Annotated in this window: 21 protein-coding genes; 10 read left to right on the top strand and 11 right to left on the bottom strand. The window is 66.4% G+C overall.

Annotation, left to right across the window (positions count from 1 at the left end):
* Window positions 1–2 precede the first annotated feature (2 nt).
* Together BLT40_RS12965 and paoA are read right to left on the bottom strand one after the other, a co-directional pair.
* A complete protein-coding gene (locus tag BLT40_RS12965; protein WP_090353685.1) occupies window positions 3–953 on the bottom strand; it encodes an FAD binding domain-containing protein in 951 nt (316 codons plus the stop codon).
* Window positions 950–1,582 carry an aldehyde dehydrogenase iron-sulfur subunit PaoA gene (gene paoA / locus BLT40_RS12960; protein WP_217699763.1) on the bottom strand — a complete coding sequence of 211 codons (633 nt, stop codon included), beginning with the start codon at window positions 1,580–1,582 and terminating at the stop codon, window positions 950–952. Before paoA ends, BLT40_RS12965 begins: the two co-directional genes overlap by 4 nt.
* A 124-nt stretch (window positions 1,583–1,706) precedes the next feature.
* Here paoA and BLT40_RS12955 point away from each other — a divergent pair, with 124 nt between their 5' ends.
* From BLT40_RS12955 to BLT40_RS12940, 4 genes are all read left to right on the top strand, one after another.
* Window positions 1,707–4,769 carry a sensor histidine kinase gene (locus BLT40_RS12955; protein WP_176809171.1) on the top strand — a complete coding sequence of 1,021 codons (3,063 nt, stop codon included), beginning with the start codon at window positions 1,707–1,709 and terminating at the stop codon, window positions 4,767–4,769.
* A 101-nt stretch (window positions 4,770–4,870) separates the two neighbouring features.
* On the top strand, window positions 4,871–5,998 hold the full coding sequence (locus BLT40_RS12950) for a Fic family protein (protein ID WP_090353680.1): 1,128 nt from the start codon (window positions 4,871–4,873) through the stop codon (window positions 5,996–5,998).
* 19 nt (window positions 5,999–6,017) lie between these two features.
* Window positions 6,018–6,920: a LysR family transcriptional regulator gene (locus tag BLT40_RS12945; RefSeq protein WP_043691573.1), complete on the top strand. Its 903-nt coding sequence runs from the start codon at window positions 6,018–6,020 to the stop codon at window positions 6,918–6,920.
* A 122-nt stretch (window positions 6,921–7,042) separates the two neighbouring features.
* Window positions 7,043–7,813: a DNA/RNA non-specific endonuclease gene (locus BLT40_RS12940; protein ID WP_043691570.1), complete on the top strand. Its 771-nt coding sequence runs from the start codon at window positions 7,043–7,045 to the stop codon at window positions 7,811–7,813.
* Between the two features lie 11 nt (window positions 7,814–7,824).
* On the opposite strand, the gene BLT40_RS12935 is transcribed toward BLT40_RS12940, so the two are convergent.
* Together BLT40_RS12935 and BLT40_RS12930 are read right to left on the bottom strand one after the other, a co-directional pair.
* Window positions 7,825–8,856: a L,D-transpeptidase gene (locus tag BLT40_RS12935; protein ID WP_090353677.1), complete on the bottom strand. Its 1,032-nt coding sequence runs from the start codon at window positions 8,854–8,856 to the stop codon at window positions 7,825–7,827.
* A 42-nt stretch (window positions 8,857–8,898) separates the two neighbouring features.
* Complete coding sequence (locus BLT40_RS12930; protein ID WP_176809170.1) at window positions 8,899–10,116, bottom strand: FAD-dependent oxidoreductase; 1,218 nt, start codon at window positions 10,114–10,116, stop codon at window positions 8,899–8,901.
* An 85-nt stretch (window positions 10,117–10,201) separates the two neighbouring features.
* On the opposite strand from BLT40_RS12930, the gene BLT40_RS12925 reads away from it, so the two are divergent.
* The 3 genes from BLT40_RS12925 to BLT40_RS12915 all read left to right on the top strand — a co-directional run bounded on the left by BLT40_RS12925 (window position 10,202) and on the right by BLT40_RS12915 (window position 12,670).
* Complete coding sequence (locus BLT40_RS12925; protein ID WP_090353670.1) at window positions 10,202–10,819, top strand: helix-turn-helix transcriptional regulator; 618 nt, start codon at window positions 10,202–10,204, stop codon at window positions 10,817–10,819.
* Between the two features lie 70 nt (window positions 10,820–10,889).
* Window positions 10,890–11,210 carry a metalloregulator ArsR/SmtB family transcription factor gene (locus BLT40_RS12920; RefSeq protein WP_036116759.1) on the top strand — a complete coding sequence of 107 codons (321 nt, stop codon included), beginning with the start codon at window positions 10,890–10,892 and terminating at the stop codon, window positions 11,208–11,210.
* A gap of 32 nt (window positions 11,211–11,242) precedes the next feature.
* Window positions 11,243–12,670 (top strand): DUF2867 domain-containing protein, encoded by a 1,428-nt coding sequence (locus tag BLT40_RS12915; protein ID WP_090353667.1) that lies wholly within the window; start codon window positions 11,243–11,245, stop codon window positions 12,668–12,670.
* A gap of 7 nt (window positions 12,671–12,677) precedes the next feature.
* On the opposite strand, the gene BLT40_RS12910 is transcribed toward BLT40_RS12915, so the two are convergent.
* The 6 genes from BLT40_RS12910 to BLT40_RS12885 form a co-directional block, all read right to left on the bottom strand.
* Window positions 12,678–14,249 carry a methyl-accepting chemotaxis protein gene (locus tag BLT40_RS12910; protein ID WP_090353664.1) on the bottom strand — a complete coding sequence of 524 codons (1,572 nt, stop codon included), beginning with the start codon at window positions 14,247–14,249 and terminating at the stop codon, window positions 12,678–12,680.
* A 147-nt stretch (window positions 14,250–14,396) separates the two neighbouring features.
* Window positions 14,397–15,230 (bottom strand): SDR family oxidoreductase, encoded by an 834-nt coding sequence (locus BLT40_RS12905; protein ID WP_090353660.1) that lies wholly within the window; start codon window positions 15,228–15,230, stop codon window positions 14,397–14,399.
* A gap of 119 nt (window positions 15,231–15,349) precedes the next feature.
* Window positions 15,350–15,958 carry a histidine phosphatase family protein gene (locus BLT40_RS12900; RefSeq protein ID WP_176167803.1) on the bottom strand — a complete coding sequence of 203 codons (609 nt, stop codon included), beginning with the start codon at window positions 15,956–15,958 and terminating at the stop codon, window positions 15,350–15,352.
* 50 nt (window positions 15,959–16,008) lie between these two features.
* Window positions 16,009–16,275 (bottom strand): DksA/TraR family C4-type zinc finger protein, encoded by a 267-nt coding sequence (locus BLT40_RS12895; protein ID WP_043691564.1) that lies wholly within the window; start codon window positions 16,273–16,275, stop codon window positions 16,009–16,011.
* A 95-nt stretch (window positions 16,276–16,370) separates the two neighbouring features.
* A complete protein-coding gene (locus BLT40_RS12890) occupies window positions 16,371–17,825 on the bottom strand; it encodes an alpha-L-fucosidase (protein ID WP_218124555.1) in 1,455 nt (484 codons plus the stop codon).
* Between the two features lie 71 nt (window positions 17,826–17,896).
* Entirely contained in the window at window positions 17,897–18,781 is an 885-nt protein-coding gene (locus BLT40_RS12885; RefSeq protein WP_090353657.1) for a LysR family transcriptional regulator, read from the bottom strand.
* 100 nt (window positions 18,782–18,881) lie between these two features.
* Here BLT40_RS12885 and BLT40_RS12880 point away from each other — a divergent pair, with 100 nt between their 5' ends.
* From BLT40_RS12880 to BLT40_RS12870, 3 genes are all read left to right on the top strand, one after another.
* A complete protein-coding gene (locus BLT40_RS12880) occupies window positions 18,882–19,760 on the top strand; it encodes an NmrA/HSCARG family protein (RefSeq protein WP_090353655.1) in 879 nt (292 codons plus the stop codon).
* Window positions 19,761–19,868: 108 nt separating this feature from the next.
* Complete coding sequence (locus BLT40_RS12875; protein WP_079521606.1) at window positions 19,869–20,453, top strand: methyltransferase family protein; 585 nt, start codon at window positions 19,869–19,871, stop codon at window positions 20,451–20,453.
* A 39-nt stretch (window positions 20,454–20,492) separates the two neighbouring features.
* Window positions 20,493–22,049: a DHA2 family efflux MFS transporter permease subunit gene (locus tag BLT40_RS12870; protein WP_090353653.1), complete on the top strand. Its 1,557-nt coding sequence runs from the start codon at window positions 20,493–20,495 to the stop codon at window positions 22,047–22,049.
* On the opposite strand, the gene BLT40_RS12865 is transcribed toward BLT40_RS12870, so the two are convergent.
* Window positions 22,034–23,713, bottom strand: a complete 1,680-nt coding sequence (locus BLT40_RS12865) for a ShlB/FhaC/HecB family hemolysin secretion/activation protein (RefSeq protein ID WP_176809169.1) — start codon at window positions 23,711–23,713, stop codon at window positions 22,034–22,036. The two genes, BLT40_RS12870 and BLT40_RS12865, sit on opposite strands and share 16 nt — an antisense overlap.
* Window positions 23,714–23,740: the final 27 nt, after the last annotated feature.

Genomic DNA, 23,740 nt, shown 5'->3' with positions numbered 1-23,740 from the left:
GCTCAGCCCCTCGCCTCGGCCAGTACCGCGCTTAGTGTGCGCTCCACCAGCGGAACCTTGAACGCGTTCTCCCCGGTCGGTTGCGCGCCGGCAAGCAGCGTTGCAGTGACCGCCTTCGCGCCCTGCGGCATCGCCGCCTCGGCCGCCTCCACGCGCCATGGCTTGTGCGCCACACCGCCCAGCGCCACACGGCCGCTGCCATCCTTCTGCACCACGGCGGCGACGGAAATCAGCGCGAATGCATACGACGCGCGATCGCGCACCTTGTGATAGATATGCGTGCCGCCTGGCGGCTTCGGCAGCGTCACCGCGGTGATCAGCTCACCGGGCGCCAGCACGTTCTCGATGTGGGGTGTCGCACCGGGGAGCGTATGAAAGTCCGCGATGGGGATACGTCGTGTCTTGCCGTCCGGCTGAACGGTTTCGACGGTGGCATCGAGCGCCCGCATGGCGACCGCCATGTCGCTCGGATGGGTCGCTATGCAGGAGGTGCTGACACCGACGATGCCATGCGACCGGCTGAAGCCACCGATGGCGGCACAACCGCTGCCCGGCAGGCGCTTGTTGCATGCCTGATTGGTGTCGTAGAAATACGGGCAACGCGTCCGCTGCAGCAGATTGCCGGCCGTCGTAGCCTTGTTACGCAGCTGGCCCGACGCACCCGCGACGAGTGCTCGCGTCAGCAGACCATAGGCACGCCGCACGCGTGCATCGGCGGCAAGATCCGTATTGCGTACCAGTGCCCCGATGCGCAGACCACCGTCTTCGGTCGCCGCGATCGTATCCAGATCGAGACCGTTGACGTCGATGAGATGCTCGGGCTGCTCGATCTCGAGCTTCATCAGGTCGAGCAGGTTGGTGCCACCGGCGATGAATTTCGTATTGCGCTGACGAGCCGCGGCGGCGGCGGCGGCGGCGGGACTGGTGGCACGCTCGTACGTGAAGGGCTTCATGCCTTGCTCCCCGCTACTTCGGTGATCGCTTCCACGATGTTGGAGTACGCGCCGCAACGGCAGATGTTGCCGCTCATGCGTTCGCGGATTTCTGTCGCACTGACCGTGGCCCGTGTGGTGAGGCTGCCGCTCACGTGACTGGGAATGTCATCGTGAATTTCGTCGAGTACGGCGACCGCGCTGCAGATCTGTCCGGGCGTGCAATAGCCGCACTGATAGCCGTCGTGTTTCACGAAGGCGGCCTGCATCGGGTGAAGCTTTTGCGGCGTACCGAGGCCTTCGATGGTCGTGACCTGTGCGCCCTCGTGCATCACCGCCAGGCTCAGGCAGCTGTTGATGCGACGTCCGTCCACGATGACCGTGCATGCGCCACACTGACCATGGTCGCAGCCCTTCTTGGTGCCGGTGAGGTGCAGATGCTCGCGCAAGGCGTCGAGCAGAGTGGTGCGCGTATCCAGCGTCAGCGATTGTGGCTTGCCGTTGACGTGCATCGACAGTGTTGCCGTGACCGGCTGCCGGGGCGGTGCCGGCGTCGCGGCCCTGGCGACGAGAGGAGGTACGGCGGTTGCGCTGGCGGTGGCCGCACCCAACTTGAGGAAGGTGCGGCGGGAAAGTTTTGGTGCGTTCACTGTGTCCACTTGGGTGGGCCTCTGTCAGTGTCGATGCGATCGACCGGGATGGCCTGCCTTACTCGCCCGATGTTAAGGCGTAAAATGTCCTGTGATTGATAGCAAATTTCGAATGACGCGATGTATGGGTTTCATGAAAGCGGTGGCGCTTCTCGCGTGCCTGACGCTATGTAGCGCGTCATATAGCGCAAGAGCGACCGACGCCACGCGCACGCTCGCGCAGTTGCAGCACACGGCGTTACGCGGCGAGGACGGCGCGCCTGCCGGCGCGACCGCGATGGCGCAGACCGAGGATGGCTGGCTGTGGCTGAGCACGCCCGCCGGCCTGTACCGCTACGACGGCTTCTCGTTCGAGAAAGTGCCGTTGCTGCCACCGATGTCCAACGAGACCAACGCGACGTGGAGCCTGTTCGCCGCGCCCGGCGGCGACCTCTGGGTCGGACTCGCCAATGGCGGCGTCGCGCGCCTCCGGCACGGCGCCGTCACGCTGTACGACCAGGCGGATGGATTGCCGCACGGCGTCGTCGTGCTCGGTATGCGTTCGGCGAGTGACGGCGCGATATGGGGTGTGACCGAAGTCGGCCTGTTCCGCTTCGACGGCGTGCGCTGGAAGCACGTCGATGCCAGCTGGGGTGTGCCCGACAGGCCTAAGCAGCTGTTCGACGACGGTCGCGGCGGACTGTGGATCGGCGCGCCGGCGGGCTTCTACCGGTTGGCACCGCATGCGCGGCACTTCGAACGTATCGAGCTTTCGCCTCACGGCGGCGGCATGTTGTTGCGCGGACCGCAGGGCCGGATCGTGGTCATCGACCATGGCGGCGGTCAGGTACGTCTCGCGGAAGGCGACTGGGGCAAGCCCCATGCCGTCGACCAGGAGCGGCGCGCGAACAGCGATACGGTGACTTTCGACCGCGACGGCAACCTCTGGACCGTGGCCTGCGCCGCCGACCTCTGCCGTGGCAGCTGGCAGGACGTGCAGCGCGAGGGCATGCACGGATTCGACGCCTCGGTGCCGCAGACGTTCGGCGAATCGGCGGGCCTGAGCTCCGAGGCCACGATGACACTGATGGAAGACCGCGACGGGGACGTCTGGGTCAGCACGAAGATGGGCGTCGACCGCTTCCGCGACAGCTGGCTCGCGCGTGTGCGGTTCCCCAGCACGGAGTCTTACTTCGCACTGGTCGAGGATGGCGACGGCCGCGTGTTCACGGGGACATCGGCGCGTAGCGTGCACATGGACCGCCTCTGGGCACTGACGCCCGATCCGGTGGCGCTGTCCGGCTTCGGTGGCGCGGTGGTCAGTGCGTTTCGCGATACCGACGGCACGGTATGGCTAGGTGGCACCGGTCAGCTGTGGCGCATGCGCGACGGGCGACCCGTGGCCGTCGACCTGCCACGCGGTGCCGCGGCGCGCGATGCCATCGTACAGGCGATCGCGCGGGACGGCGCCGGTCGCCTGTGGATCTCCATGCGCCTGATGGGTGTCTTCGCGCTGGACGACGACGGCTGGGTGCCGGCGGCGCAGATCGCCGCGTTCCCCGAACTGGCCCCCGCACTCATCCACGTGGACCGCCAGGGGCGACCGTGGTTCGGTTACCTGGACGGGTCGGTCGCCCTGCTGGACGGCACGAAGCTGACGCGGTACGGCGCCGACCAGGGCCTTGGACTGGGTCCGGTGACGGCGATCGCCAGTGTGGACGGCCATCTGGTGGTCGCAGCCGAGCACGCGCTTACCTTCCTGGACGGCGACCGGTTCGTGCGCGTCGTGCCCGACCGGGCGGGCGCGCTGGATTCCGCCACCGGCATCGTTGAGAGCAAGGACGGCGGCATCTGGATCTACGGCACGGCCGGTGTCACACACTTCACGCGCGGCGAGTGGCGGGCGGTGCTCGCTCATCCGGAGCGTCCCGCGCATGTCGATCCGCTCACGATGGAAGATGGTCTGGGCGGCCCCGCGCAACTCGTGCGTCCGCTGCCGACCGCCCTTGCGGCACGCGACGGACGCCTCTGGTTCGCCGGCGCGCAAGGCCTGGCCTGGCTCGATCCCACGCGGCAGCCAGCGCCGCGGCCGCCGCCGCCCACGGTCATCCGTCGCATCGTCTCCGGCGGCAAGAGCTTCGATCCCGATGCCGTCGTCGTCATGAAACGGAGCCGCGACCTGGACGTGTCCTATACCGCCATCGCTCCGGGCTATCCCAACGGCGTGACGTTCCGCTACCGGCTGGACGGCGAAGACGCGGGCTGGCACGACGCCGGATCGCGTCGCGAGGCGTCTTACGGACAATTACGACCGGGACGCTATACGTTCATCGTCGAGGCCTCGTACGACCGCGTGCGCTGGAATCGCGCGGAGACGGTCGACATCGAAGTGCTGCCGCGTTTCATCGAATCCGTGTGGTTCAAGCTGCTGTGCGTGCTCGTGCTCGGCGCTCTGATCTGGTCGGTCCATCGCTGGCGTGTCGGTGCGCTGACCAGCCAGCTGCGGCTGCGCCTCAACGAACGCCACAACGAACGGGAGCGCATCGCCCGCGAGCTGCACGACACGCTGCTGCAAGGCGCGCAAGGGCTGGTCCTTCGCTTCCAGGCGCTGGTCGACCGCCTGTCCGACGACGACGCATCGCGTGCGGCGCTGGAGCGGGCCATCGACCGCGCCGAGCATCTGCTGGTCGAGGGTCGCGATCGCGTACAGGGCCTGCGTTCGGGACGCACGTCGGGTGGCGAGCTCGCGGACCGTCTGGCCATGCTCGCCCGCGACATGGACGAGACCATCGTCGTGCATGTCTCAGGCAAGCCCCGCAACGTCAACGGCCTGGTGCAGGACGAGATCTACAGCATCGTGCGGGAAGCACTGGGTAATGCGATCCAGCACAGCCACGCGCGGATCATCGCGGTGTCGCTGCAGTTCTCGCGACGGGTCCTGCAGGTCGCGGTGCACGACGATGGCGTGGGATTCCTGGAAAGCGTTGTCGTACCGCACGAGGACAAGCGCTTCGGTGTCATCGGGATGCGCGAACGCGCGGCGCACATCGGTGCCCGATTCACCCTGCGCACGGCGCCGCTTCGCGGCACCGAGATACGCCTCGCCGTGCCTGCACGGTTCGCGTACCTGCACGGGACTGCCGGCATCCTGCCGCGATGGCGGTCGTCGTGGCGGGCACGACGGGCACGGCGGCATCCGGATCGTTGAGCCTCACCCGCTTCGTTCTACCCGGACAAAATAGGTTCGTGAGCCGAATAAGCCGTCCATTCGGCTCATTTCGTGAGCCGAATAGACCCTATAATCGGCTCATGACATCGTACTCGCCCCGCTGGATCTGGCAGCAACCCGGATGGCCCACTTTCCACTGGGACGAACAGGCGCTGTCCACACCGCTGCGCGAATGCCATCTGCTGCAGGGCAAACTGCTCGGACTTGCAGGCACGGTGGCTGACGATGTCGAAGCCTCTGAAGAACTCGACAGCCTGCTCCGCAACGTCATCACCTCATCGGCCATCGAGGGTGAGACGCTCAACGCGGCGTCGGTCCGCTCGTCACTCGCGCGACGGCTCGGCGTGGTCACCGATGCCAGGGGCGCGACGCCACGTAGTGAGGGCCTCGCCTCATTGATGGTGGACGCAACGCACGGGTACGACTCCCCACTCGATATGGCTCGCTTGCTTCGCTGGCATGTCTGGCTCTTTCCGACAGGCGATTCGGTGCTTCCGTCGCGTATTCATGTGGGTGAGCTGCGCGGCAAGGAGCCGATGCAGGTGGTCTCGGGCCGGATCGATCGCCCCATCGTTCACTTCGAGGCGCCGCCCCGCGATGGCCTCGAAGAGCAGCTCACCGCCTTTCTCGCCTGGTTCGATGCCAGCCGCGAGGACCGCACGCTGGATCCGCTGCTGCGTGCCGGCCTCGCGCATTTCTGGTTCGTCACCCTGCATCCGTTTGACGATGGCAACGGCCGCCTGACCCGCGCGCTCACCGATCTGGCACTCGCACAAGCCGGCCATGAGGCGATTCGTTTTCATGCCATGTCGGTGAGCATCCTGGCCGACAGGCAGGGCTATTACGATGTCCTCGAAGCGAGCCAGAAGGGCGGCCTGGACATCACCCCATGGCTGCTCTGGTTTCTGACCACGCTGAAGGACAGCCTGGAGCGTGCCCTCGCGCAGATCGACCGCGTGCTGGCGAAGGCCCGTTTCTGGAACCGGCATCGGGCCGACCATCTCTCAGCGGAGCAGGTCAAGGTGCTCAACCGCCTGCTCGATGGCGGTGAGCGCGGATTCGCGCACGGCATCAGCGCGTCGCAGTACGGCGCGGTCGCCGGGGTTTCCAAAGCCACCGCCACGCGTCACCTTGCCGAACTGCTCGATAAAGGTTGCCTCGTCCGTCTTCCGGGCGGTGGCCGCAGTACGCGCTACGCCATCCCCTGACTCGGGTATAAGCAGAGCCATGAACATCACCCTCGACGAAATCCAGAACTTCATCGCAGTCGTCGATACCGGGTCGATCACCAGCGCCGCGCAGCAACTCGACCAGACCGTGTCCGCGGCGAGCCGCACACTCGCACGGCTGGAGCAGAAGCTGAAGACCACGCTGTTGCGCCGGACCACACGGCGGCTGGAACTCACCGATGAGGGCGAGGCGTTTCTCGAACGTGCCCGCGAGATCGTCGCCGCCGTCGAAAACGCGGAAGAGCAGATGGCGACGCGACAGAGCCGACCGGCGGGCCGGCTGCGCGTCGATGCCGCCACGCCGTTCATGTTGCACGTGGTGGTGCCGCTGATCGCGGGATATCGCGAGCGGTTTCCCGACGTCGAGCTCGAACTGCTCAGCAGCGAAGGCTTTATCGACCTGCTCGAGCGACGCACCGACGTGGCCTTGCGCATCGGTCGCCTGAAGGACTCCACCCTGCACGCGCGACCGATCGGAACGAGTCAGATACGTTGTCTCGCCAGTCCGGCCTATCTCGCTCGCCATGGCGAGCCAGGCACGCCCGCGGATCTACCGAAGCACTCATTGCTCGGCTTCACCGAGCCCGAGTCGCTCAACGAGTGGCCGCTGCTCGACGAGAAGCACTTACCCGTACGCATCAAGCCGACCATCCGTGCCGCGAGTGGCGAGACCCTTCGTCAGCTGGCGATCGAAGGCAACGGCATCGTCTGCCTCTCCGACTTCATGACGCACGCGGATCGCGCCGCGGGCCGGCTGGTCGAAGTACTGCCGCAACACCGTACCGAGTTTCGCCAGCCGATCAACGCCGTGTACTACCGCAATACCGCGATTTCGGCACGCATCGCGTCTTTCGTGACCTATCTCAGCGAAGCGATCGGCGAGAACGGATTCTGCGAATGACCACCCGAAGTGGGACGCGCATCCCACTTTCAGCACACGGGTGTCCCACGCACGTCATCTGACGTGGCAAGAATGACACCGCTCGCGAACAGGGGAAATCTCCAATCGCCTGGGGAATCAACATGCTCGATCGCTTCGCACGCGTACTCTGCGCCGTCGTCGTCTTCACCGTCGCCGGTGTGGTCCACGCTTCCGACACCGCTTGCCCACAGTTTTTTCAGGGGGAACAGGCGCCCGACCTCATCGACACGTCGCTCGCCGAACGCACCACCGTCGTCTGCAACGATGCCTATGCCTTGATCGCATCGGGCGTGACCAAGGGGCCGCTCTGGTCCGCCGAACACCTCACCGCCGCTCAGATCGCCGATGCGCAGAACACGCCGCGAAAGGACGCGTTCCACGCGGAAACCGCCATTCCCGAGGAGGATCGCTCCCAGCTGGCCGACTACAAGGGCAGTGGCTACGACCGCGGCCACATGACACCGTCAGGCGATGAGCCCAACGCCGCGGCGCAGAAGCAGAGCTTCTCGCTCGCGAACATGGTGCCGCAGAACCACACGCTCAACACGGGCAAGTGGGAGCGCATCGAAACCAGCCTGCGCACGCTGGTGACGGAAGACGGTGAGGCCTGGGTCGTCACGGGCCCCGCCTTCGATGGCCCCACGCCCGATACGATCGGCGCGGATGCCGTCATCGTGCCCAACTACACCTGGAAGGCGGTTTACATTCCGGCCGAAGGCGGCGCCGCCGTATGGCGCTGCTCCAACGTCGACGCCCCGGTCTGCGCGGTCGTGTCGGTCGACACGATCATCGACGAAACCGGCATCGATCCGTTCCCGACGCTGAGCGCCACGGTGAAGAGCAAGGCGATCTCGCTGCCGCTGCCCAACTGAAGCGCTTCGCGTCAGACGCCCGGCGGGTTCGAGTCGATCACCTCGACCTTCCCGCCCGTGCTCGCCGGCGACATGCTTTCGTCGGTCGCAAGCAACACGGAGCCGGGCGTCAACAGCGGCAGCAGCTTTTCCATGAATTCGCGCGGCACCGCGACGCGGTCGGCGAGGGCGTCATCCACGACCTTGCCCGCTTCGTCGCCGTGCCCGGGGATGCCGATGGTGATCCAGTTGGGCATCCGCAGGCCCGCGCGGTTCGGCGTATCGGCCATATAGCCCTGCCCGACGATGAAGGCATGCGTACCGGTCAACGGGTCGTTGACTTCCACGCGGCTGCGACCGATCTCGATGCCATTGCGGAAGACCACGACACGGCCGTCCGGCACGCTGAGCACCATCGAGATGGGCCCCGTGGGCGAGGCATCGGGATTCCAGCGGTATGGCTCGCCCTCGGCCAGCGGTGGCAGATCGAGGTCCGCGCCGTTGCGCGGATCGATCGGGATCACCGCACTCGGGTGGACGACGGTCACGGGCGCGGTGCCTTCCTTCGCGACCACCACGGTCATGCCCATGTTGGTCGACTCGAACAGCAACCGCGCGAACTCCGTCGGCAGATGCACACAGCCGTGCGACTCGGGATAACCCGGCAATCCGCCCGCGTGCAGGGCGACGCCGTCCCAGGTAAGGCGCTCCTGGTACGGCATCGGTGCGTTGTCGTACTTCTTGGAGTGGTGGTCCTTGTCCTTCTGCAGGATCGTGAACACGCCGGTGGGCGTCTCGTAGCCTTTTTTTCCAGTGCTCACGGTACTGACACCGATGAGGATGCCGTTGCGATACGCGTACGCGCGCTGCTCGGTCAGGCTCACGATCACTGCCATGGGCCCGGGTGAGGCACCTCGCCCACCCCATATCCATTCGCCCGGTTTCAGCTGCGACGGCGGCACATCGGCCGCGCTGGATTGCTTCGCACCCCACACCGGCACGGCCGCCGTAGCCGTCGAAGCGAGCGACAAGGACAACGCCATGGTCAGCAGCACACGTTTCATGCGAATTTCCGGTTTCCCGCGCCCCAGTGGCGGAATATATATCTAGCCCGAATGTAATGGCGACGGTTTGGTCCCGCTTGTAGCGGGTGACCGCCGCCGATGCCCCGCTTCGCCGGTGAGGATGCTGAGCATGGGCCGGCGAGCGCCGGGGGCCTTGCCCAGCGGACCGAAGCAGAGGTCGCGCCACCACGCGAGCACCGTGTAATCGGACTGGAACAGCGGGGTCAGCCAGCGGCTCATGCGCTGATATATGCGGACATGCGCGTGGCGCTGGCGGCGGTACGCCTCGAGCGCTTGCCCGACATCGGCTTGCTCATCCAGGCACTCGGCGAGGGCCGCCGCGTCCAGCAGCGCCATGTTGACGCCCTGCCCGAGTTGCGGACTCATGGCATGCGCCGCATCGCCGATGACGACGAGGCGGCCGCGATGGGGCTGACGCAGCACCACGTCGCGATAGCGGGCACGATTGAGTTGTTCCGCCCGGTCCAGATGCGCGATGTGCGGTGTGAGCTCGGGCCACAGCGTGGCGACCTGCGCCTTCAGCCCATCGATGGCACCATCGTCGAACCGTTCGACCGCGTCTCCGGGAAGGCTGTAGTAGAACGTGACCCAGCGCCCCTCGTGCCCTGGCCGTTCACCCACGGGGAGCATGCCGATCATGCATTTCGTGCCCGCGTAGCGCTGCAGCAGGTGTGTGGGCGCATGCCAGTCGTCGATACGCAGGAGGCACCACACAGCGCCCCATGGATACATGCGTTCGCGGCGAACGTTGCCTTCGCAGTGTGTTCGCAAGGCGGAATGCGCGCCATCCGCTGCGATCACCAGGTCATATGGGCCGCGTACCGTGCCGGCCTCGTCGCGAATCGTCCCCGCCGTCGGGTCGTACGCGACGATACGATGTCCCGTACGTACCTGGGCTGCGCCGGCATGCGCCTCGCGCAGCAACTCGAAGAGGGCGCCGCGCGTCATACCCAGGCCGAAGCATTCCGCACGACGATCGGCATAGCGCATGGCCATGACCGCCCGCCCGCGTGGCGTGGCACCGTGGAGTTCGTCGATACGCTGACCCAGTGCGAGCGCGCGTGGAAGCAGGCCCATCCGTTCCAGTACGGCGAGGCCCGTCGGCTGCAACAGAAATCCCGCGCCCACGGGACCCAGTAACGGACTCTTTTCGAAAACGGTCACGTCGTGCCCGCGCTCCGACAAGAGGATGGCGCTGGCCTGTCCGGCCGTTCCGTAGCCCACGATGCCGATCTTCATGCGTCCCTTCCTTCCGATGACGTGAGGATACACGACGAAATGTCCACACTGGACTCGATGTATTGCCACGGGCGATGATCCGCGCATGTACGATTTTCTTGCCGCCTTCGTCCCCGTCGCCGATGCGATCGCCACCGTGCTGCGTCCGCATGCCGAGGTCGTGATCCACGATCTCGGCACGGGAACCATTCGTCACATCGCCAACCGTCTGTCGCCGCGTCATCCGGGCGATGGCTCGCTGACGGAACTGGACGATATCGAATCGCTGGACGAAGCGGTGATCGGCCCGTATTCCAAGACGAACTGGGACGGACGCCGACTGAAGTCGATCACCGCCGTGCTTCGCGACGGGCGCCGACGCGCCGTGGGACTGCTGTGCATCAACGTCGACGTCAGCATGTTCGAGTCGATGCAGGCCATGGCGAAGGACTTCCTGCGCTTCGGTGAAACCGAGGCAAAGCCCTCCGCGCTCTTTCGCAACGACTGGCGCGAGGAGGTCAACGATCTCGTCGGGCAGTTCCTCACGGATCACGGCACGACGCTGGCGGTGATGGCGATCGAGCAGCGCGAGGCCCTCGTGCGACTGCTCGAGAGCCGCGGCCTGTTCGACGTGCGTAACGCCGCTTCCTATGTTGCGCCCCTGCTAGGGCTGTCGCGCGCGACGTTGTACAAGACCCTGAAAGCGGTCCGCGAGACCGTCTGACGGACCCCCGGTTGACGTCGGGACCAGGATGCGCTTAGATACTTAGCAACTTTGCTAATTAGCGAAATACATGGCCATCGACAAAGTCTTCGAAGCGCTCGCTTCCCGGCCTCGCCGCGAGATCCTGGCGTACCTGTCCGCCGCGGAGCTGAGCGCGGGCGAGATCGCCAGCCGTTTCGACATGAGCGCACCCTCCATTTCGCGCCACTTGTCGGTGCTGGAAGGCGCCGGTCTGGTGACCAGCGAGAAGCGCGGCCAGTTCGTCGTTTATCAGCTCAACCGGGACAGCCTGGTCAACACGCTGACCGGCTTCGCCTTCGAGATCTGCCCGGTGGGCAAGCCGCTCAAGCGGGAATCGCGCAAGTTGTCCACGAAGAAAACCGCGGGCTGATCGCCACCGTCACGGGATACAGGGGAGTTTCCATGTCGCATCGTTCGCACGCCGTCGCATCGTTTCCCAGCGTCACCCTGCCCTCGCCGGCGGGTGGCGTACCGGTCGAGATCTCATTGATCGCACAGCTGGGACACGGTGCGGGGAGCCAGCTGGTAGCCGCGTCCTCCGCGCGTCAACGGGCGCATGCCGCGTTCGTCGACGAACTCGACGAACCCTCGGCCAGGCTGGGCGGCACGCATTTCGAACACGGCGACCCGACTTCCCTTTATACCTTCGCCGTGGGCGCGGACGGCCACCCCTTCCACCGGCACGCGGGCCACCGCGTTTTCACGGCGATATCGGGAAGCAGCGGTGCACTGCTGCGCTTCTGCACGGCGACGCCCGCCCAGCTCGAGGCCGACCCGGCGCATTTTCTGCGTGCTCTGCGTCATGTGGAGATCCCGCCGGACTCGATGTTCACCGTGCGCTTCGGCGGTGGTACCTGGCATCAGTTTCTGCCGCTGCGGGCGGGTTCCGGTCACCCGGCCTTCTTCGCGCTGTCGTGCCATACCAACGAGCTCGGTGGCGACCTCACCGAGGAGGCGCGTCGCCGGGTGCTGGCCGATGACGCGACCATCCCCTCACTGACCGAACTGCTTCCGGATGCCGTGCTGGCCCTGCTCGAGCGGACGCCGGCGGCGAGCATGCACGTTCCCACGGCATCGCTGTCACTCGAAGCGCCGCCCGGCTCGCTACAGGTCACCCTGTGTGGATTCGCCCGCCGCGTCGTGGGCGCGGCGCGCGCCGCGATCGCCCGCTGGACTCGCCCGGGCGGCTTTCTCGCCAGGACCGACGGTTGGCATACCGTCATCGAACTCGCCGAGCCGGAGGCGGACTCGCTGCTGCGCGACCAGTTCGTCGGACGTATGGACCACCAGGACAGCTTTCGCCTTGCGCTGGCCGACGTGCAGCCCCTCCACGCCAGGGCGTCGGTGCTACTCGCCGATCTGCTCGAAGCCTTCGTGCAACATCCACCGGCGGGCGTCTCGCGGCTGATGGCGCTCCGCAACCTGCTGGTCCGGCCGCTGGGACTGCGCCGCTCGCCGCTGGCATGTCCGGTCTCGTCGCTACTCGCGCCGGCGGACAAGCATGTCTTCGCCGGGCGCTTTCCGGTACTCGACCAGCGCGTCGACGCGGGCGATACGTTCGCCCAGGTGGTTCTGGGCGCCGATGACAAGCATCTCGCCTTCCGCTCCTGCGTATCGCTGCGCGTCATCGATGGGCGCGTCGACATCACGCTCGGCACCCGCGTGCGCTGCCGCAACGCCTTCGGCCGTGCGTATCTGCGACTGATCGATGGTGTGCACCGGCGCTACGTCAGCCCGGTCGTGTTGCGCAGCGCCGTGCAGTATGCGTTCGCAACGGCCGGCAGGCAGGAGCCGGCCGCGCGTCGGGCGTCCATGCCCGCGGGATGGTGAGCGAGCGTTACGCCGCCTCGCTTTCCAGCACGAAGTAGGCGACCTCGCGGCGAAGGATTTCCGCGCTCTCGCGCATCGCGTGACTGGCCGAGGCCGCCTGCTGCACGAGCGCCGCGTTCTCGCGTGTCGTCTCATCGATGCCACGAATGGCCCCACCGATGCGTGCGATGCCTTCGCTCTGTTCACGGGTGGCGTCCATCACCGAGGCGACGAGACCGCTGAGGGTCACCACGCGGTCCGCGATGCTGTGCAGCACCTGGCCCGCGCGATCCACCGACACGACGCCGGCTTGCACCGCCTCATCGCTGGCCGCGACCAGGGCACGAATGTCCCTGGCGGTTGCGCCGCAGCGTTGCGCCAGTGCGCGGACCTCGGAAGCGACCACAGCGAAGCCACGGCCATGTTCGCCCGCCCGCGCCGCCTCGACCGCCGCATTCAGCGCGAGCAGGTTGGTCTGGAAGGCGATCTGCTCCACCAGATCCAGCATCTCGCTCATCTGCTCGCTGGTGCGCTGGATCTCGCGCATGTTGCCGACCGCATCCTGAGCCACACGGTGGCCCTCGTCCGTCATCTCACGGGTGTCGATGACGGCACGGCTGGCGGCAGTCGCATGGCCCAGGCCGTCCGAGACCGCGCCAGCCATCTCGCTCATCGAGGCCGTGGTGAGGTCGACGTGCGCGGACTGCGTGCGCGTGCGCTCGTTCAACGCCTCGTTACCCCGGGCGATGCCGGTGGCCGCGTGAGCGACGTGGTCGGCGCGGTCGCGCACCTGGGTCACCACGTTGCCGAGCTGGGCATCCATCGCCGCCAGCGACGACAGCAGCTTGCCGATCTCATCGTCGCGACCGATCTCGACGCGTGTGCCCAGGGTACCACCGGCGATGGAGGCTGCCACGTCCGCCGCCTGGCGCAGGCGCCGGCCAAGCGAGCGGATGATCGCGACATCCATGACGCTGGCGATCAGCAACGCGATACCGAGCAATACGGCGGAGAAAACGCCACCCTTCGCAATGTCGGCGCGCTGTGCCGCGGCTTCGGCCTTGCCGTTGTCGAGCGCCAGCGCGAAGAGGTTGGAGAAGTCGCTCTTCAGGGGGCCGACGGCCGACTGGACGTCGTTTGAAAGCTGCAGCTGCGCCAGATCGAACTGCTCCGTCTTGAGCAGCTCGATGACGTCGTCGACCGCCTTATCGGCCGCCTTGCGGTGTTCGGCAGCCAGGGTGACCAGCCTGGCCTGCGCCTTGCCCAGGCCGCTGGCCGTGAGCGACTTCCACTGTTTGTCGATGTCATGGCGGTTGCTGCCGATCGCGGTGACCGCGTCGTCGACGGCGGAGGGCAACCGCATCAGCGTCGCATGCACCAGCGCATCGAGCAGGTCGTTGTAATCGTTCTGGATGTGACCGACATCGGCGACGGGCGCCAGCGTGTCTGTCACCACGGACTGCAGGCGGTCGTCGGCGGTGCAAAGCTGCACCCCGCCGACGATCCAGAGCGCCAGCAGCAAAAAGATCGTGCCGGCGAGACGAAGCGAAAGACGTGCACGCAGGGTGAGCGTCGGCAGGGCGAAGCGAGGAAAGGGCATGACACACTCGGGGAGAGCGGGGGTGCCTCCCTATCGGCTCCGCGTGCCGGGACTTTAGCGAAAATCCGAATATTATGGTTTTATTTCAATGACTTGAAGATGTCATGACAGCGCCCGGGGGATGGCTCGTCGTGGCAGTCGCCACGTTCACGCCGTTACGTCGTCGTCGGCGTCGTATGCGCCACGTTTCTGCGTGCGAAGTTCCTCGAGGCGCGCGCTGAGTCCGGCCTCGACGTGGTCGTAGGCGTCGCCGCCCAGCACCAGCCGGCGTGGTGGATTGTCCAGGTCCACGGTTTCGATCATCGCGCGCGCCATCTTTTCGGGATTGCCGCGGATGACGAAGGCGCCTGACACGATGCCGCGCCGAAGCTCGCCCACCGGGGTGTCGTCGTAGACCGCCATCGGCTCAGGCGTCACCAGGCCCTTGCCGAAGTCGGTCTTCGACGGACCCGGTTCGACGATGAGGAAATCGATGCCGAACGATGCGACCTCCTGCAGCACCGATTCAACGAAGCCTTCGATGCCCCACTTCGAGGCGTGGTACAGGCTAAAGTTGGGATAGGCGATCTGGCCGCCTTCGGACGACACCTGCACGATACGGCCACCACCCCGCTCACGCAGCCGGGGGATGGCGGCACGGATGACCTGGATGGATCCGATGAGATTGGTATCGATGATGCGCTGGATCTGCTCGTCGGTGACTTCTTCCGCCGCACCGAAGAGCCCGTAGCCCGCGTTGTTGACGACGATATCGACGCGACCTCCGTCGAAGGCTTTCTGGACGCCTTCGCGGATCGACGCGGTGTCCGTCAGGTCCATGATGACGACATCGAGCGCGTCGCCATACCGCGTCTTGAGATCGTCGAGAGCGCCGGGTTGGCGCAGCGTGCCGACGACACGGTCACCGCGCGCCAGCAGCATTTCGGTCAGAAGGCGGCCGAAGCCGGAGGACGTGCCGGTAATGAACCAGGTCTTGCTCATGGTGCCCACCTCGGAGTGTGTCGTCGCGATGCGCGACGGGTCGACTACCAAGCTAGGGGCGGAAGCGAATGAAGACTATCCGACGAGATGCGGATGAGACGATGCAGGATCCGGGACAATCAGGCCGTCGCGACCTCGGCCGGACTGATGTTCCACCGGTCGACGATGAATCCGTCGGAGTTCACCCCCAGCGGCGTGTATCCGCAATTGCCATGCCGGTAACTCGCGTACTCGCCACCGTTCAGAAGCGCACCCAGCGTCGCCGTCATGCAATGCCCGTGCGTCACCACCGCCACGCGCCGGTAAGGCAACGCACGGATATCCGCCAGCGCGGCAAGCACACGTGACGCCACCTCATGCAACGACTCGCCGCCCACGGCGGCGACGGCGGGATCGTGGCCACGCAGCACCGCGACCATCGCCGGATCTTCCTCGAACACGTCCGCGACCGAACGACCCTCCAGCACGCCGAAGGCCCGCTCGACCAGACGCGCGTCCACGGTGGTGGTGCAACCGACGATACCCGCGGCGACTTCACCCGTGTGCATGGCCCGCCCCAGCGTGGATGTCACGATGTGCTCCACGCCCCGCGCGGCGAGCACGCGTCCCAGCGACCGTGCCTGTTCGATGCCCGCCGCGGTAAGCGGGCTGTCCGCGCGGCCTTGTGCGCGTCCGGCCACATTCCATTCGGTTTCGCCGTGACGGGCGAGGATCAGGTGTTCGAGCATGCGGATGTCTGCCGGTACTGCGGGGGAGCCCGCGATTGTACCGGTCCAATTCAACGCAGCTGACTGTCCTTGCTGCCGCGGCGGTTGTAGCCGCTGAAGCTGGCTTCCTCGCGATCGGCCTCTTCCTGACATGCCACGCACAGGCGTACGCCAGGCACCGCTTTCCGGCGCGCGTCCGGGATCGGTTTGTCGCACGCTTCGCAGTGCTCGAGACCCGGGCCGCTGGGCATATGGCTGCGCGCCCGTTTTACGGCGTCTTCGATGGTCGCGTCGATCTGGTCCTGTACGGCGGTATCACCCGCCCATCCGGTTGCCATGACTCACCTCCACGGCTGGCGCTCAGCCTTCTTAAATGGTGGCAAGTGACTGGTTTTAAAGGTGTGAAGAGTATCGCTCGTGCGGCCGGACTCGGTCAGCGCGGCTCGTCGTACAGACCCAGCTCCGTCACCCCGGGCTGCCTGCCGAACACCGTCAGTCGCACCCGTTTCGCCGTGACCCGCCCGATCTCGTGAAACTGGTAAGGGGCCGGGGTACCGCCGGAGGCGATCTCCACCCAGCCACCGTCACGCTCCATCTCCACCTTGTAACGGGTGATCCTGGACGTATCGCCATAGCCATCGACATGTATCGGCTCGACGATCGATATCGTATTGAACGACACCGGCTGTTCGGATCGAATCTCGATCCAGCCGTCGGTCTTCCCCTTGTCCGCCAGCCAGTACGAGCGGTAATCATCGTCGAACGCGAGATCGGGACCCACCGCCTCGTCACTGGCGCTGGCCCAGGCGGGCTTGCCGGCGGCCAGATCGGGTGTGGTGATGAGCACCGCGCGCCCCACCTTCGGTGCCGGACCCGTGTTCTTCCACAGTGAACCGATCTCGGCGAGCCGCGCCACCGCGTTGTCGTCGAACCGGCCGTGGCGGTTGGGCGCCACGTTGAGGATCAGGTTGCAATGGTTTTCGTTGAACGGCACCAGCCACTCGTCGACGATGGTCTTCGCCGAGGCGAGTTCGGAGGTGGGGTAGGCCTTCTTCCAGAACCAGTCGCTTTGCAACGTCGTACCTGACTGCGACGGCACCGGACTGTCCGCGGGAATCTTCTGGCCCGCGTGCTGCTCGTACTGTTTGATATCCGTGTAGAAGAGCGCCGTGCCCGGATAGCTTCCCGCGTTATGGTCCGTCACCAGGCAGTCCGGCTGCAGGGACTTCACCAGGTCGTAGATCTCGCGATACGGTAACTCAGCATAAGAAATGCGCGACCACGATGCGTTCCATCCATCGAGAATCAACGCGGTGAGCGGCCCGTAGCCCGTGAGCAGCTCGGTGAGCTGCGCCTTGATCAGCGCGATTTTTTCAGGTGTGACGGTGCGCGCGCGGATGTCCTGACGCAGGTCGAGGATCGAGAAATACAGGCAGACCTTCAGCCCGGCCTTTCGGAACGAGTCGACGTAGCGGCGCACCACATCGTGCGGATACGACGACTGCATGACGTTCGCGCTGCCGGTTTTCGTCGGCCACAGGCAGAAGCCGTCGTGGTGTTTCGTGGTCAGGCACGCGTAGCCCATGTTCGCGGATGTCGCCGCGCGCGCCCACTGGTCGGTGTCGAGGTGCTTCGGATCGAACAGCTCCGGCGAAAGCAGCGGATCGCCCCATTCGCGCTCTTCGAAGGTCGCCATATTCAGATGGATGAACATGCCGAAGCGAAGGTCGAGGAAGGACTGCTGCAACTGCTGCATGTGGACCGGATCGACGATGACGCCCGTTCGCGTGCCGATCAGCGGAGCCCCTGTCGACCTGGCAACCGGCCAGAGGCCGCTCCCGATGGTACCGGCGAAGGCAAGCGCCTTCGCGAAGTCACGACGATTCAAGGGCGCGCTCCCCGCATTGGATGACGATCGACTTTCGTCGGTACGGCGACACGTGTCAACGCGCCGGGGTCTCAGAGATCGTCGAAGTGCGACGGCGACGCATCCCTGAACTGCTCGACCAGCATGCCGATGAAGGCGGAGACTTTACGGGAGACATGCCGCTGCGGCGGGTACAACGCCCAGACCTCCAGACCGCGCCCGTCGATACGCCCCCATTCGACGAGCCTGCCTTCCTCGAGGTCCTTCCGGATGAGCGACGCGGGGAGGATCGCCGCGCCGATTCCCTCCAGCGCGGCGTCGTAAATCATCGCCATCGACGACAGACGAAGCACCTCGCGCGGCGTCAGCGTGGACACGCCATCGGTCACCCTCACGCGCCAGGGCTCGGCGCCCTGCGCCGCGCGCAGGACGATGGCCGGGAACTCGCCGCCGTCGGCCGGGCGCCTAAGCGACGGCACCGCGGCGACCGTCGGCCGGTCGCGAAGGAAGCAGCGGCCGGCCAGATCCGTGCTGGGCTCAGGGTTGGCCCGAATGACCAGGTCGAAGCCATCCTTCAGCGGGTCGACGAAGCGATCGTCGATCACGACGTCCAGCTGCACGCCGGGGTACCGTTGTGCGAAGCGCGCCGCCAGCCGGCCCAGCCCGCGATGGGCGAACAGGACCGGCGCGCTCACCCGGAGCTTTCCGCGAGGCGCGCCGGACGCCGATGCGAGGTCCGCCGCCACGTCGTCGATCCGGTCCAGCATGGCGCGCGTCTCGGCATGCAGGGTCGCCCCCTCGTCGGTCAGGCGGAAAGGCCTTGCGCCGCGGTCGATGAGCCGGGCTCCCAGTACATCCTCCAGTTCGCGTACCCGTCGCGACAAGGTTGCCTTGGGTCGCCCCGTGGCCCGGCTGGCCGCACCGAAGCCACCATGCAGCGCGACGGCGTTGAAGTCCGAGAGGGCATGCAGATCCATGGTGTTCCGCTGACGAGACAGGATGTCCCGATCTTGCGCCTTTCGTCTCATATGCGAAACACCGAGATTAGTGGTCATCCCAACCACCGAGGCATCGATCATGAGCATTCTCGTCACTGGCGCCACCGGCAGCATCGGCTCCGCCGTCATCGAACGGCTGGCCGCCGAAGGCGCGCCGGTCCGCGCACTCACCCGTGCACCCGGGAACTACAAGGCACCCGCCGGCGTCCAGTCCGTCGCCGGCGATATGACCGACATCCCATCCATGCGCGCCGCGCTGCAGGGCGTCGACACCCTGTTCCTGTTGAATGCCGTGGTCCCCGATGAACTCACCCAGGCCCTCGCTACCCTCGGTCTGGCGCGCGAGGCGGGCATCCAGCGCATCGTCTACCTGTCGGTGCTCAACGGCGACCGCTTCACCGACGTCCCGCACTTCACCGTGAAGTACGCCGTGGAGCGCGCGATCGAGCAGTTCGACCTGCCCGCGACCGTGCTGCGACCGTCGTATTTCATGCAGAACGACGCCAACATCAAGGACGTCATCGCCCAGCATGGGGTTTACCCGATGGCGCTGGGCAAGGTGGGCGTTTCGATGGTGGATACCCGCGATATCGCCGACGTCGCCGCCGCGTCGTTGCTTCGCCGTAGCCGCGCGTCGGGCGCCCTGCCCCGTGAAGTCATCGAGCTGGTCGGTCCCGACGCGATCACAGGCGAAGGCGCCGCGGCGATCTGGAGCGAGGCGCTGGGACGTCCCGTCGCCTACGGTGGCGACGACCTGGATGCCGCCGAAGCCAACATCGCCCGCCAGCAACCGTCGTGGGCGGCGTACGATCTGCGCCTGATGCTTGCGCGGTTCCACGCCGACGGCATGCTGGCCAAGCCGGCGGCGAACGGCATCATGACCTCGGTGCTCGGCCGCGCACCGCGCAGCTATCGCGACTTCGTCCGTGAAACGGTGGCGTCCATGACAACGACCTGACGACGGAGCTTGTCCAGGCGGCGGGCCGGGAGCGCATCGACATGTCTTCCGGCAGGTGCCTTTCCCGTCCGCCTCCCCCTAGGATGCTCCGGGAAAGGGAGAACGACGATGACGACGGAAGAATGGCTGAAGCACGGCATAAGCCTGGCCTGGTGGGTACTGCTGGCGTGGTGGATCTGGAGCGCCTGGGGTAACAAGACCGCGACCCGGGGCGAGCCATGGCTCACACGGCTGACGCTCTACTGGCTGCCTCTGGTGGTCGCTTTCGGCCTGCTCGGTCCGGGCGAGTGGTTCGGCCATACCTGGCTGCGTGAGGCGATTCTGCCGCACACCGTGCCCGTCTTCGCCGTCGCCTTCGCATTTGCCGTCTCGGGCGTGGCGCTGGCGATCTGGTCTCGCGTCATTCTGGGACGCAACTGGAGCAGCGTGGTGCAGATCAAACACGACCACGAGCTGATCGAAACCGGACCGTATCGCTACATCCGTCATCCCATCTATACCGGCATCCTGATGGCCTTCATCGGCTCGTCGATCCAGGCCGGAGACGTGCGCGTCATCCTCGCCGTAGCGATCCTGTTCGCTTCGTTCTGGCGGAAGCTGCGCATGGAGGAACGGATGCTCGGTGAGACGTTCGGCGACAGCTATGTCGCCTACAAGCGGCGCACGAAGGCCCTCATCCCCGGGCTGCTCTGATCCACGGTGGCGCGCCGCAGGACGCGCTACCCTTCGCACATGAGCCCGACCGACCATCCCTCCGGAGACGAGGTCGACGCCGTCCCCTGCTCCGCGGCGGCGCGACGCTGGACCCTGGTCGCCGCTATCGTCGGTTCGGGCATGGCCTTCGTCGACGGCACCATCGTCAACGTGGCGCTCCCTGCGATTCAGCGTGCCATGCAGGCGACCACCGCGGATGCACAGTGGGTCATGGAAGCCTATGCGCTGCTGTTGTCGGCACTCCTGCTGGTGGGCGGCGTACTGGGCGATCGCTTCGGTCGACGCCGCGTGTTCGCGCTCGGCGCCATCGTATTCACCATCGCCTCCGCGGCCTGCGCGGCCTCGCCGGGCATCGGCTGGCTGGTCGGGGCCCGGGCGGTGCAAGGCCTGGGCGCGGCGTTGCTGGTGCCCGGCAGCCTCTCCCTGATCACCTCGGCCTACCCGAAAAATCTGCGCGGTGCGGCGATCGGCACATGGTCGGCCTTCAGTGGCGTCACCGCCGCCATCGGTCCCGTGCTCGGCGGCTTTCTCGTCGAACACGTGTCGTGGCACTGGGCGTTTCTGATCAACCTTCCGCTGGGTATCGCGCTGGTGGCGATCTGTCACGCCCATGTGCCGGAAAGCCGTGGCGCGACGACGGGCCGGGTCGACATCGCGGGAGCGTGCCTGGCGACAGTCGGTCTCGCGGGTATCGTTTATGCGTTGATCGAAGCACAGATAGAAGGGTGGACGGCCGTCGATGTCGTGCTGGCGGCACTCACCGGCATCGCGGCGCTGATCGCCTTTGTCATCGTCGAGCGACGCGTCACCGCGCCAATGTTGCCACTCGGCCTCTTTCGCGACCGGCGGTTCGCGGGTGCCAATATCCTGACCCTTCTGCTGTATGCCGCGCTGGGTGGCAGCATGTTCTTCGTTCCGCTGAACCTGATTCAGGTGCAGGGCTACGGGGCCACCGCCGCCGGTGCCTCCTTGCTGCCCTTCGTCGCCATCATGTTCTTGCTGTCGCGCTGGAGCGGGCGCCTGGTGGACGTGGTCGGCGCGCGCCTGCCGCTGATCGTCGGTCCGACCGTGGCTGCCGCCGGCTTCGCGCTTTACACGGTTCCCGGTGTGGGCGGCTCGTACTGGACGACCTTCTTTCCGGCGGCCGTCGTGCTCGGCCTCGGCATGAGCATCACCATCGCGCCACTGACCACCACCGTGATGAACGCGCTTGCTCCCTCGCTGGCCGGCACGGCGTCCGGCATCAACAACGCCGTGTCGCGCGTAGCGGGGCTGCTCGCCATCGCCCTGTTCGGTGTCGTGCTGACGCATGGGTTCGACATGGCGCTGGAGTCGGCACGCATGCATACGCGCCTGCCCAGCGAGCTCGTCGAAACGATCTTCGCGCAGAAGGCGAAACTCGCCGGCATCGAGCTGCCGCCCGGTTCGGCCGCGGCCCGCCGTATGGTGGGCGAGGCCTTCGTCGCCGGCTTTCGCCACGTCATGTGGCTGTCGGCGGCACTCGCCGTGATGGCGGCGGTCGCGGCCGCCATCACGATCCGCGACACGCCGGACGAGCGTCAGAAGCCCTTCTGAATCTGTACCCAGGCGCGGACGTCGTGCGTCTCGCCGACGATCGCGGGACGAGCGCCGATCGGGTGGGCGACGTCGGCGCTGACCGACCACTGGTTCTCGCCCTGCCAGCGCAGGCCCAGACCGGCGTCCTGCGTGTGGACGCTGTTGGTACCCGGCGCGAACGTGTCCTTGTAGATGGATACGCGACCGCCGTCGACGAAGGCCATCGCGATCCACGTACCCGGCATGCCGGGATGCAGCGTACGGCGATACTCCAGGTTGAGCATCTGACCCTGCGTGCCGGCCAGTGCGCCGGTGTCGTAGCCGCGCACGTTGTTGGCGCCACCGAGATAGAACTGCTCGGCGGTGTCGACGTTCTTGTTCGCCCACTGGCCCTGGAAGCCGACGTAGATCGCGTTATTCTCCGACAGCTGCTGCAGCCGTGCGATGGACAGCGAGTACTTCAGGTAGTGGCCCCTGGTCTGCGCGCTGATCGCGTCGACGAACTCGGCGAACGCGTCGTCGAAGCCCAGCCGGCCGTAGGTCGCGGCCAGGCTGAAGTTGGTCACGCCGTGCATGTCGCGCTGGTCGCCGGCGAGCGTGGCCGTCCAGCCGTTCGTGTGACGCCGCGTACGCACGTCGACGATGTCGATCATGTCGTTGAGGCGGCGGCGGTCGTAGCCGAGCTGACCGTACAGGTTGCCTTCCGTGGAACGGATGATGGGCTGGCTGACGAACACGCTGGCCACCTGGGCCGTGCCGTGTGCGTCGAGCACGCGCAGATCGCCCTTGAGCTTGTAGTCGAGCGAGGAGACCGCCGCGCCGACCACGGTGCCCTGGCCATTGAGCAGGTAGCGGTAGCCCAGGCGCCCGTAGTTCATGTTGGAGCCGGCGCTGAGCGCCGTGGCATCGAGCACGTCGCCCTGGTGCAGCAGGCTGTTGACGCTGAACGTACCGGTCGCCCGCGCGCGGCCGGTGTATCGGTTGCCGTAGTCGTCAAGTGCGACCAGACCCGTGTAGCGCGGACGGTCATCCGCACGTACGGCCAGGTCGGAGGTGCCGGGCTCGTCGCCCGGGCGCAGCACCGAGCTCTCCGTCACACCCGGAATGTCACCGAACAACAGCAGGCTGCGATCGAAACCGTGCGAGGAGATCGGCATACCGCTGCTCAGCGGATCGAGTGTCGCCTGCAACGGACCGTCGTGCGTGGTGCTGTGATTCTCCAGCGTGACCTTGCCCAGCCGTGCTTCCTGCACGGCGATGCGCACCGTGCCGCCCGACAGCGTCTGCGCCGGCACATACGCGATCGTCAGCGGGTAACCCTTGTCGCGATAGGCGGCGGTGATCTTCGCCGCCAGTTCGTTGAGCTGGGACAGCGTCAGATCGCGGCCCTCGCCCGGCGCGACCAGGGCGTGCACATCGGCCGCCGGAAGCAACGTGGCACCGGTCACCTCGATCGTCGTGACGTGGAACGGTGCGCTGTCGCTGGTGGCTTCGGCGACGACCGGGGCGACTTTCAGGCCGGTGTCGTCGCTACGCGTCGGCTGCGGCGGCGCCGGCAGCTGACGCAGCAGGTCGCCGGTCTGAGGCGCGCGCGTCTGTGCCTGCGCGCCGCCGGCCAGAGCAAGGAGGATGCACGCACCGAGAACATGCGCGGTGCCGCGGGGGAACGAGACTGTCTTCATCGATAAGCCGTTACAAAAGGAAAAGGG

This window comes from Dyella sp. 333MFSha, from assembly GCF_900102405.1.
Taxonomy (GTDB): Bacteria; Pseudomonadota; Gammaproteobacteria; order Xanthomonadales; family Rhodanobacteraceae; genus Luteibacter; species Luteibacter mycovicinus.
Note: the sequence above shows the minus strand (reverse complement) of the source record. Positions and strands in the feature narration are given on the sequence as shown.

Coding starts and splice junctions, on each gene's coding strand:
- BLT40_RS12965 (WP_090353685.1), bottom strand. CDS start 953: ATGAAGCCCTTCACGTACGAGCGTGCCACCAGTCCCGCCGCCGCCGCC.
- BLT40_RS12955 (WP_176809171.1), top strand. CDS start 1,707: ATGGGTTTCATGAAAGCGGTGGCGCTTCTCGCGTGCCTGACGCTATGT.
- BLT40_RS12950 (WP_090353680.1), top strand. CDS start 4,871: ATGACATCGTACTCGCCCCGCTGGATCTGGCAGCAACCCGGATGGCCC.
- BLT40_RS12945 (WP_043691573.1), top strand. CDS start 6,018: ATGAACATCACCCTCGACGAAATCCAGAACTTCATCGCAGTCGTCGAT.
- BLT40_RS12940 (WP_043691570.1), top strand. CDS start 7,043: ATGCTCGATCGCTTCGCACGCGTACTCTGCGCCGTCGTCGTCTTCACC.
- BLT40_RS12935 (WP_090353677.1), bottom strand. CDS start 8,856: ATGAAACGTGTGCTGCTGACCATGGCGTTGTCCTTGTCGCTCGCTTCG.
- BLT40_RS12930 (WP_176809170.1), bottom strand. CDS start 10,116: ATGAAGATCGGCATCGTGGGCTACGGAACGGCCGGACAGGCCAGCGCC.
- BLT40_RS12925 (WP_090353670.1), top strand. CDS start 10,202: ATGTACGATTTTCTTGCCGCCTTCGTCCCCGTCGCCGATGCGATCGCC.
- BLT40_RS12920 (WP_036116759.1), top strand. CDS start 10,890: ATGGCCATCGACAAAGTCTTCGAAGCGCTCGCTTCCCGGCCTCGCCGC.
- BLT40_RS12915 (WP_090353667.1), top strand. CDS start 11,243: ATGTCGCATCGTTCGCACGCCGTCGCATCGTTTCCCAGCGTCACCCTG.
- BLT40_RS12910 (WP_090353664.1), bottom strand. CDS start 14,249: ATGCCCTTTCCTCGCTTCGCCCTGCCGACGCTCACCCTGCGTGCACGT.
- BLT40_RS12905 (WP_090353660.1), bottom strand. CDS start 15,230: ATGAGCAAGACCTGGTTCATTACCGGCACGTCCTCCGGCTTCGGCCGC.
- BLT40_RS12900 (WP_176167803.1), bottom strand. CDS start 15,958: ATGCTCGAACACCTGATCCTCGCCCGTCACGGCGAAACCGAATGGAAT.
- BLT40_RS12895 (WP_043691564.1), bottom strand. CDS start 16,275: ATGGCAACCGGATGGGCGGGTGATACCGCCGTACAGGACCAGATCGAC.
- BLT40_RS12885 (WP_090353657.1), bottom strand. CDS start 18,781: ATGGATCTGCATGCCCTCTCGGACTTCAACGCCGTCGCGCTGCATGGT.
- BLT40_RS12880 (WP_090353655.1), top strand. CDS start 18,882: ATGAGCATTCTCGTCACTGGCGCCACCGGCAGCATCGGCTCCGCCGTC.
- BLT40_RS12875 (WP_079521606.1), top strand. CDS start 19,869: ATGACGACGGAAGAATGGCTGAAGCACGGCATAAGCCTGGCCTGGTGG.
- BLT40_RS12870 (WP_090353653.1), top strand. CDS start 20,493: ATGAGCCCGACCGACCATCCCTCCGGAGACGAGGTCGACGCCGTCCCC.
- BLT40_RS12865 (WP_176809169.1), bottom strand. CDS start 23,713: ATGAAGACAGTCTCGTTCCCCCGCGGCACCGCGCATGTTCTCGGTGCG.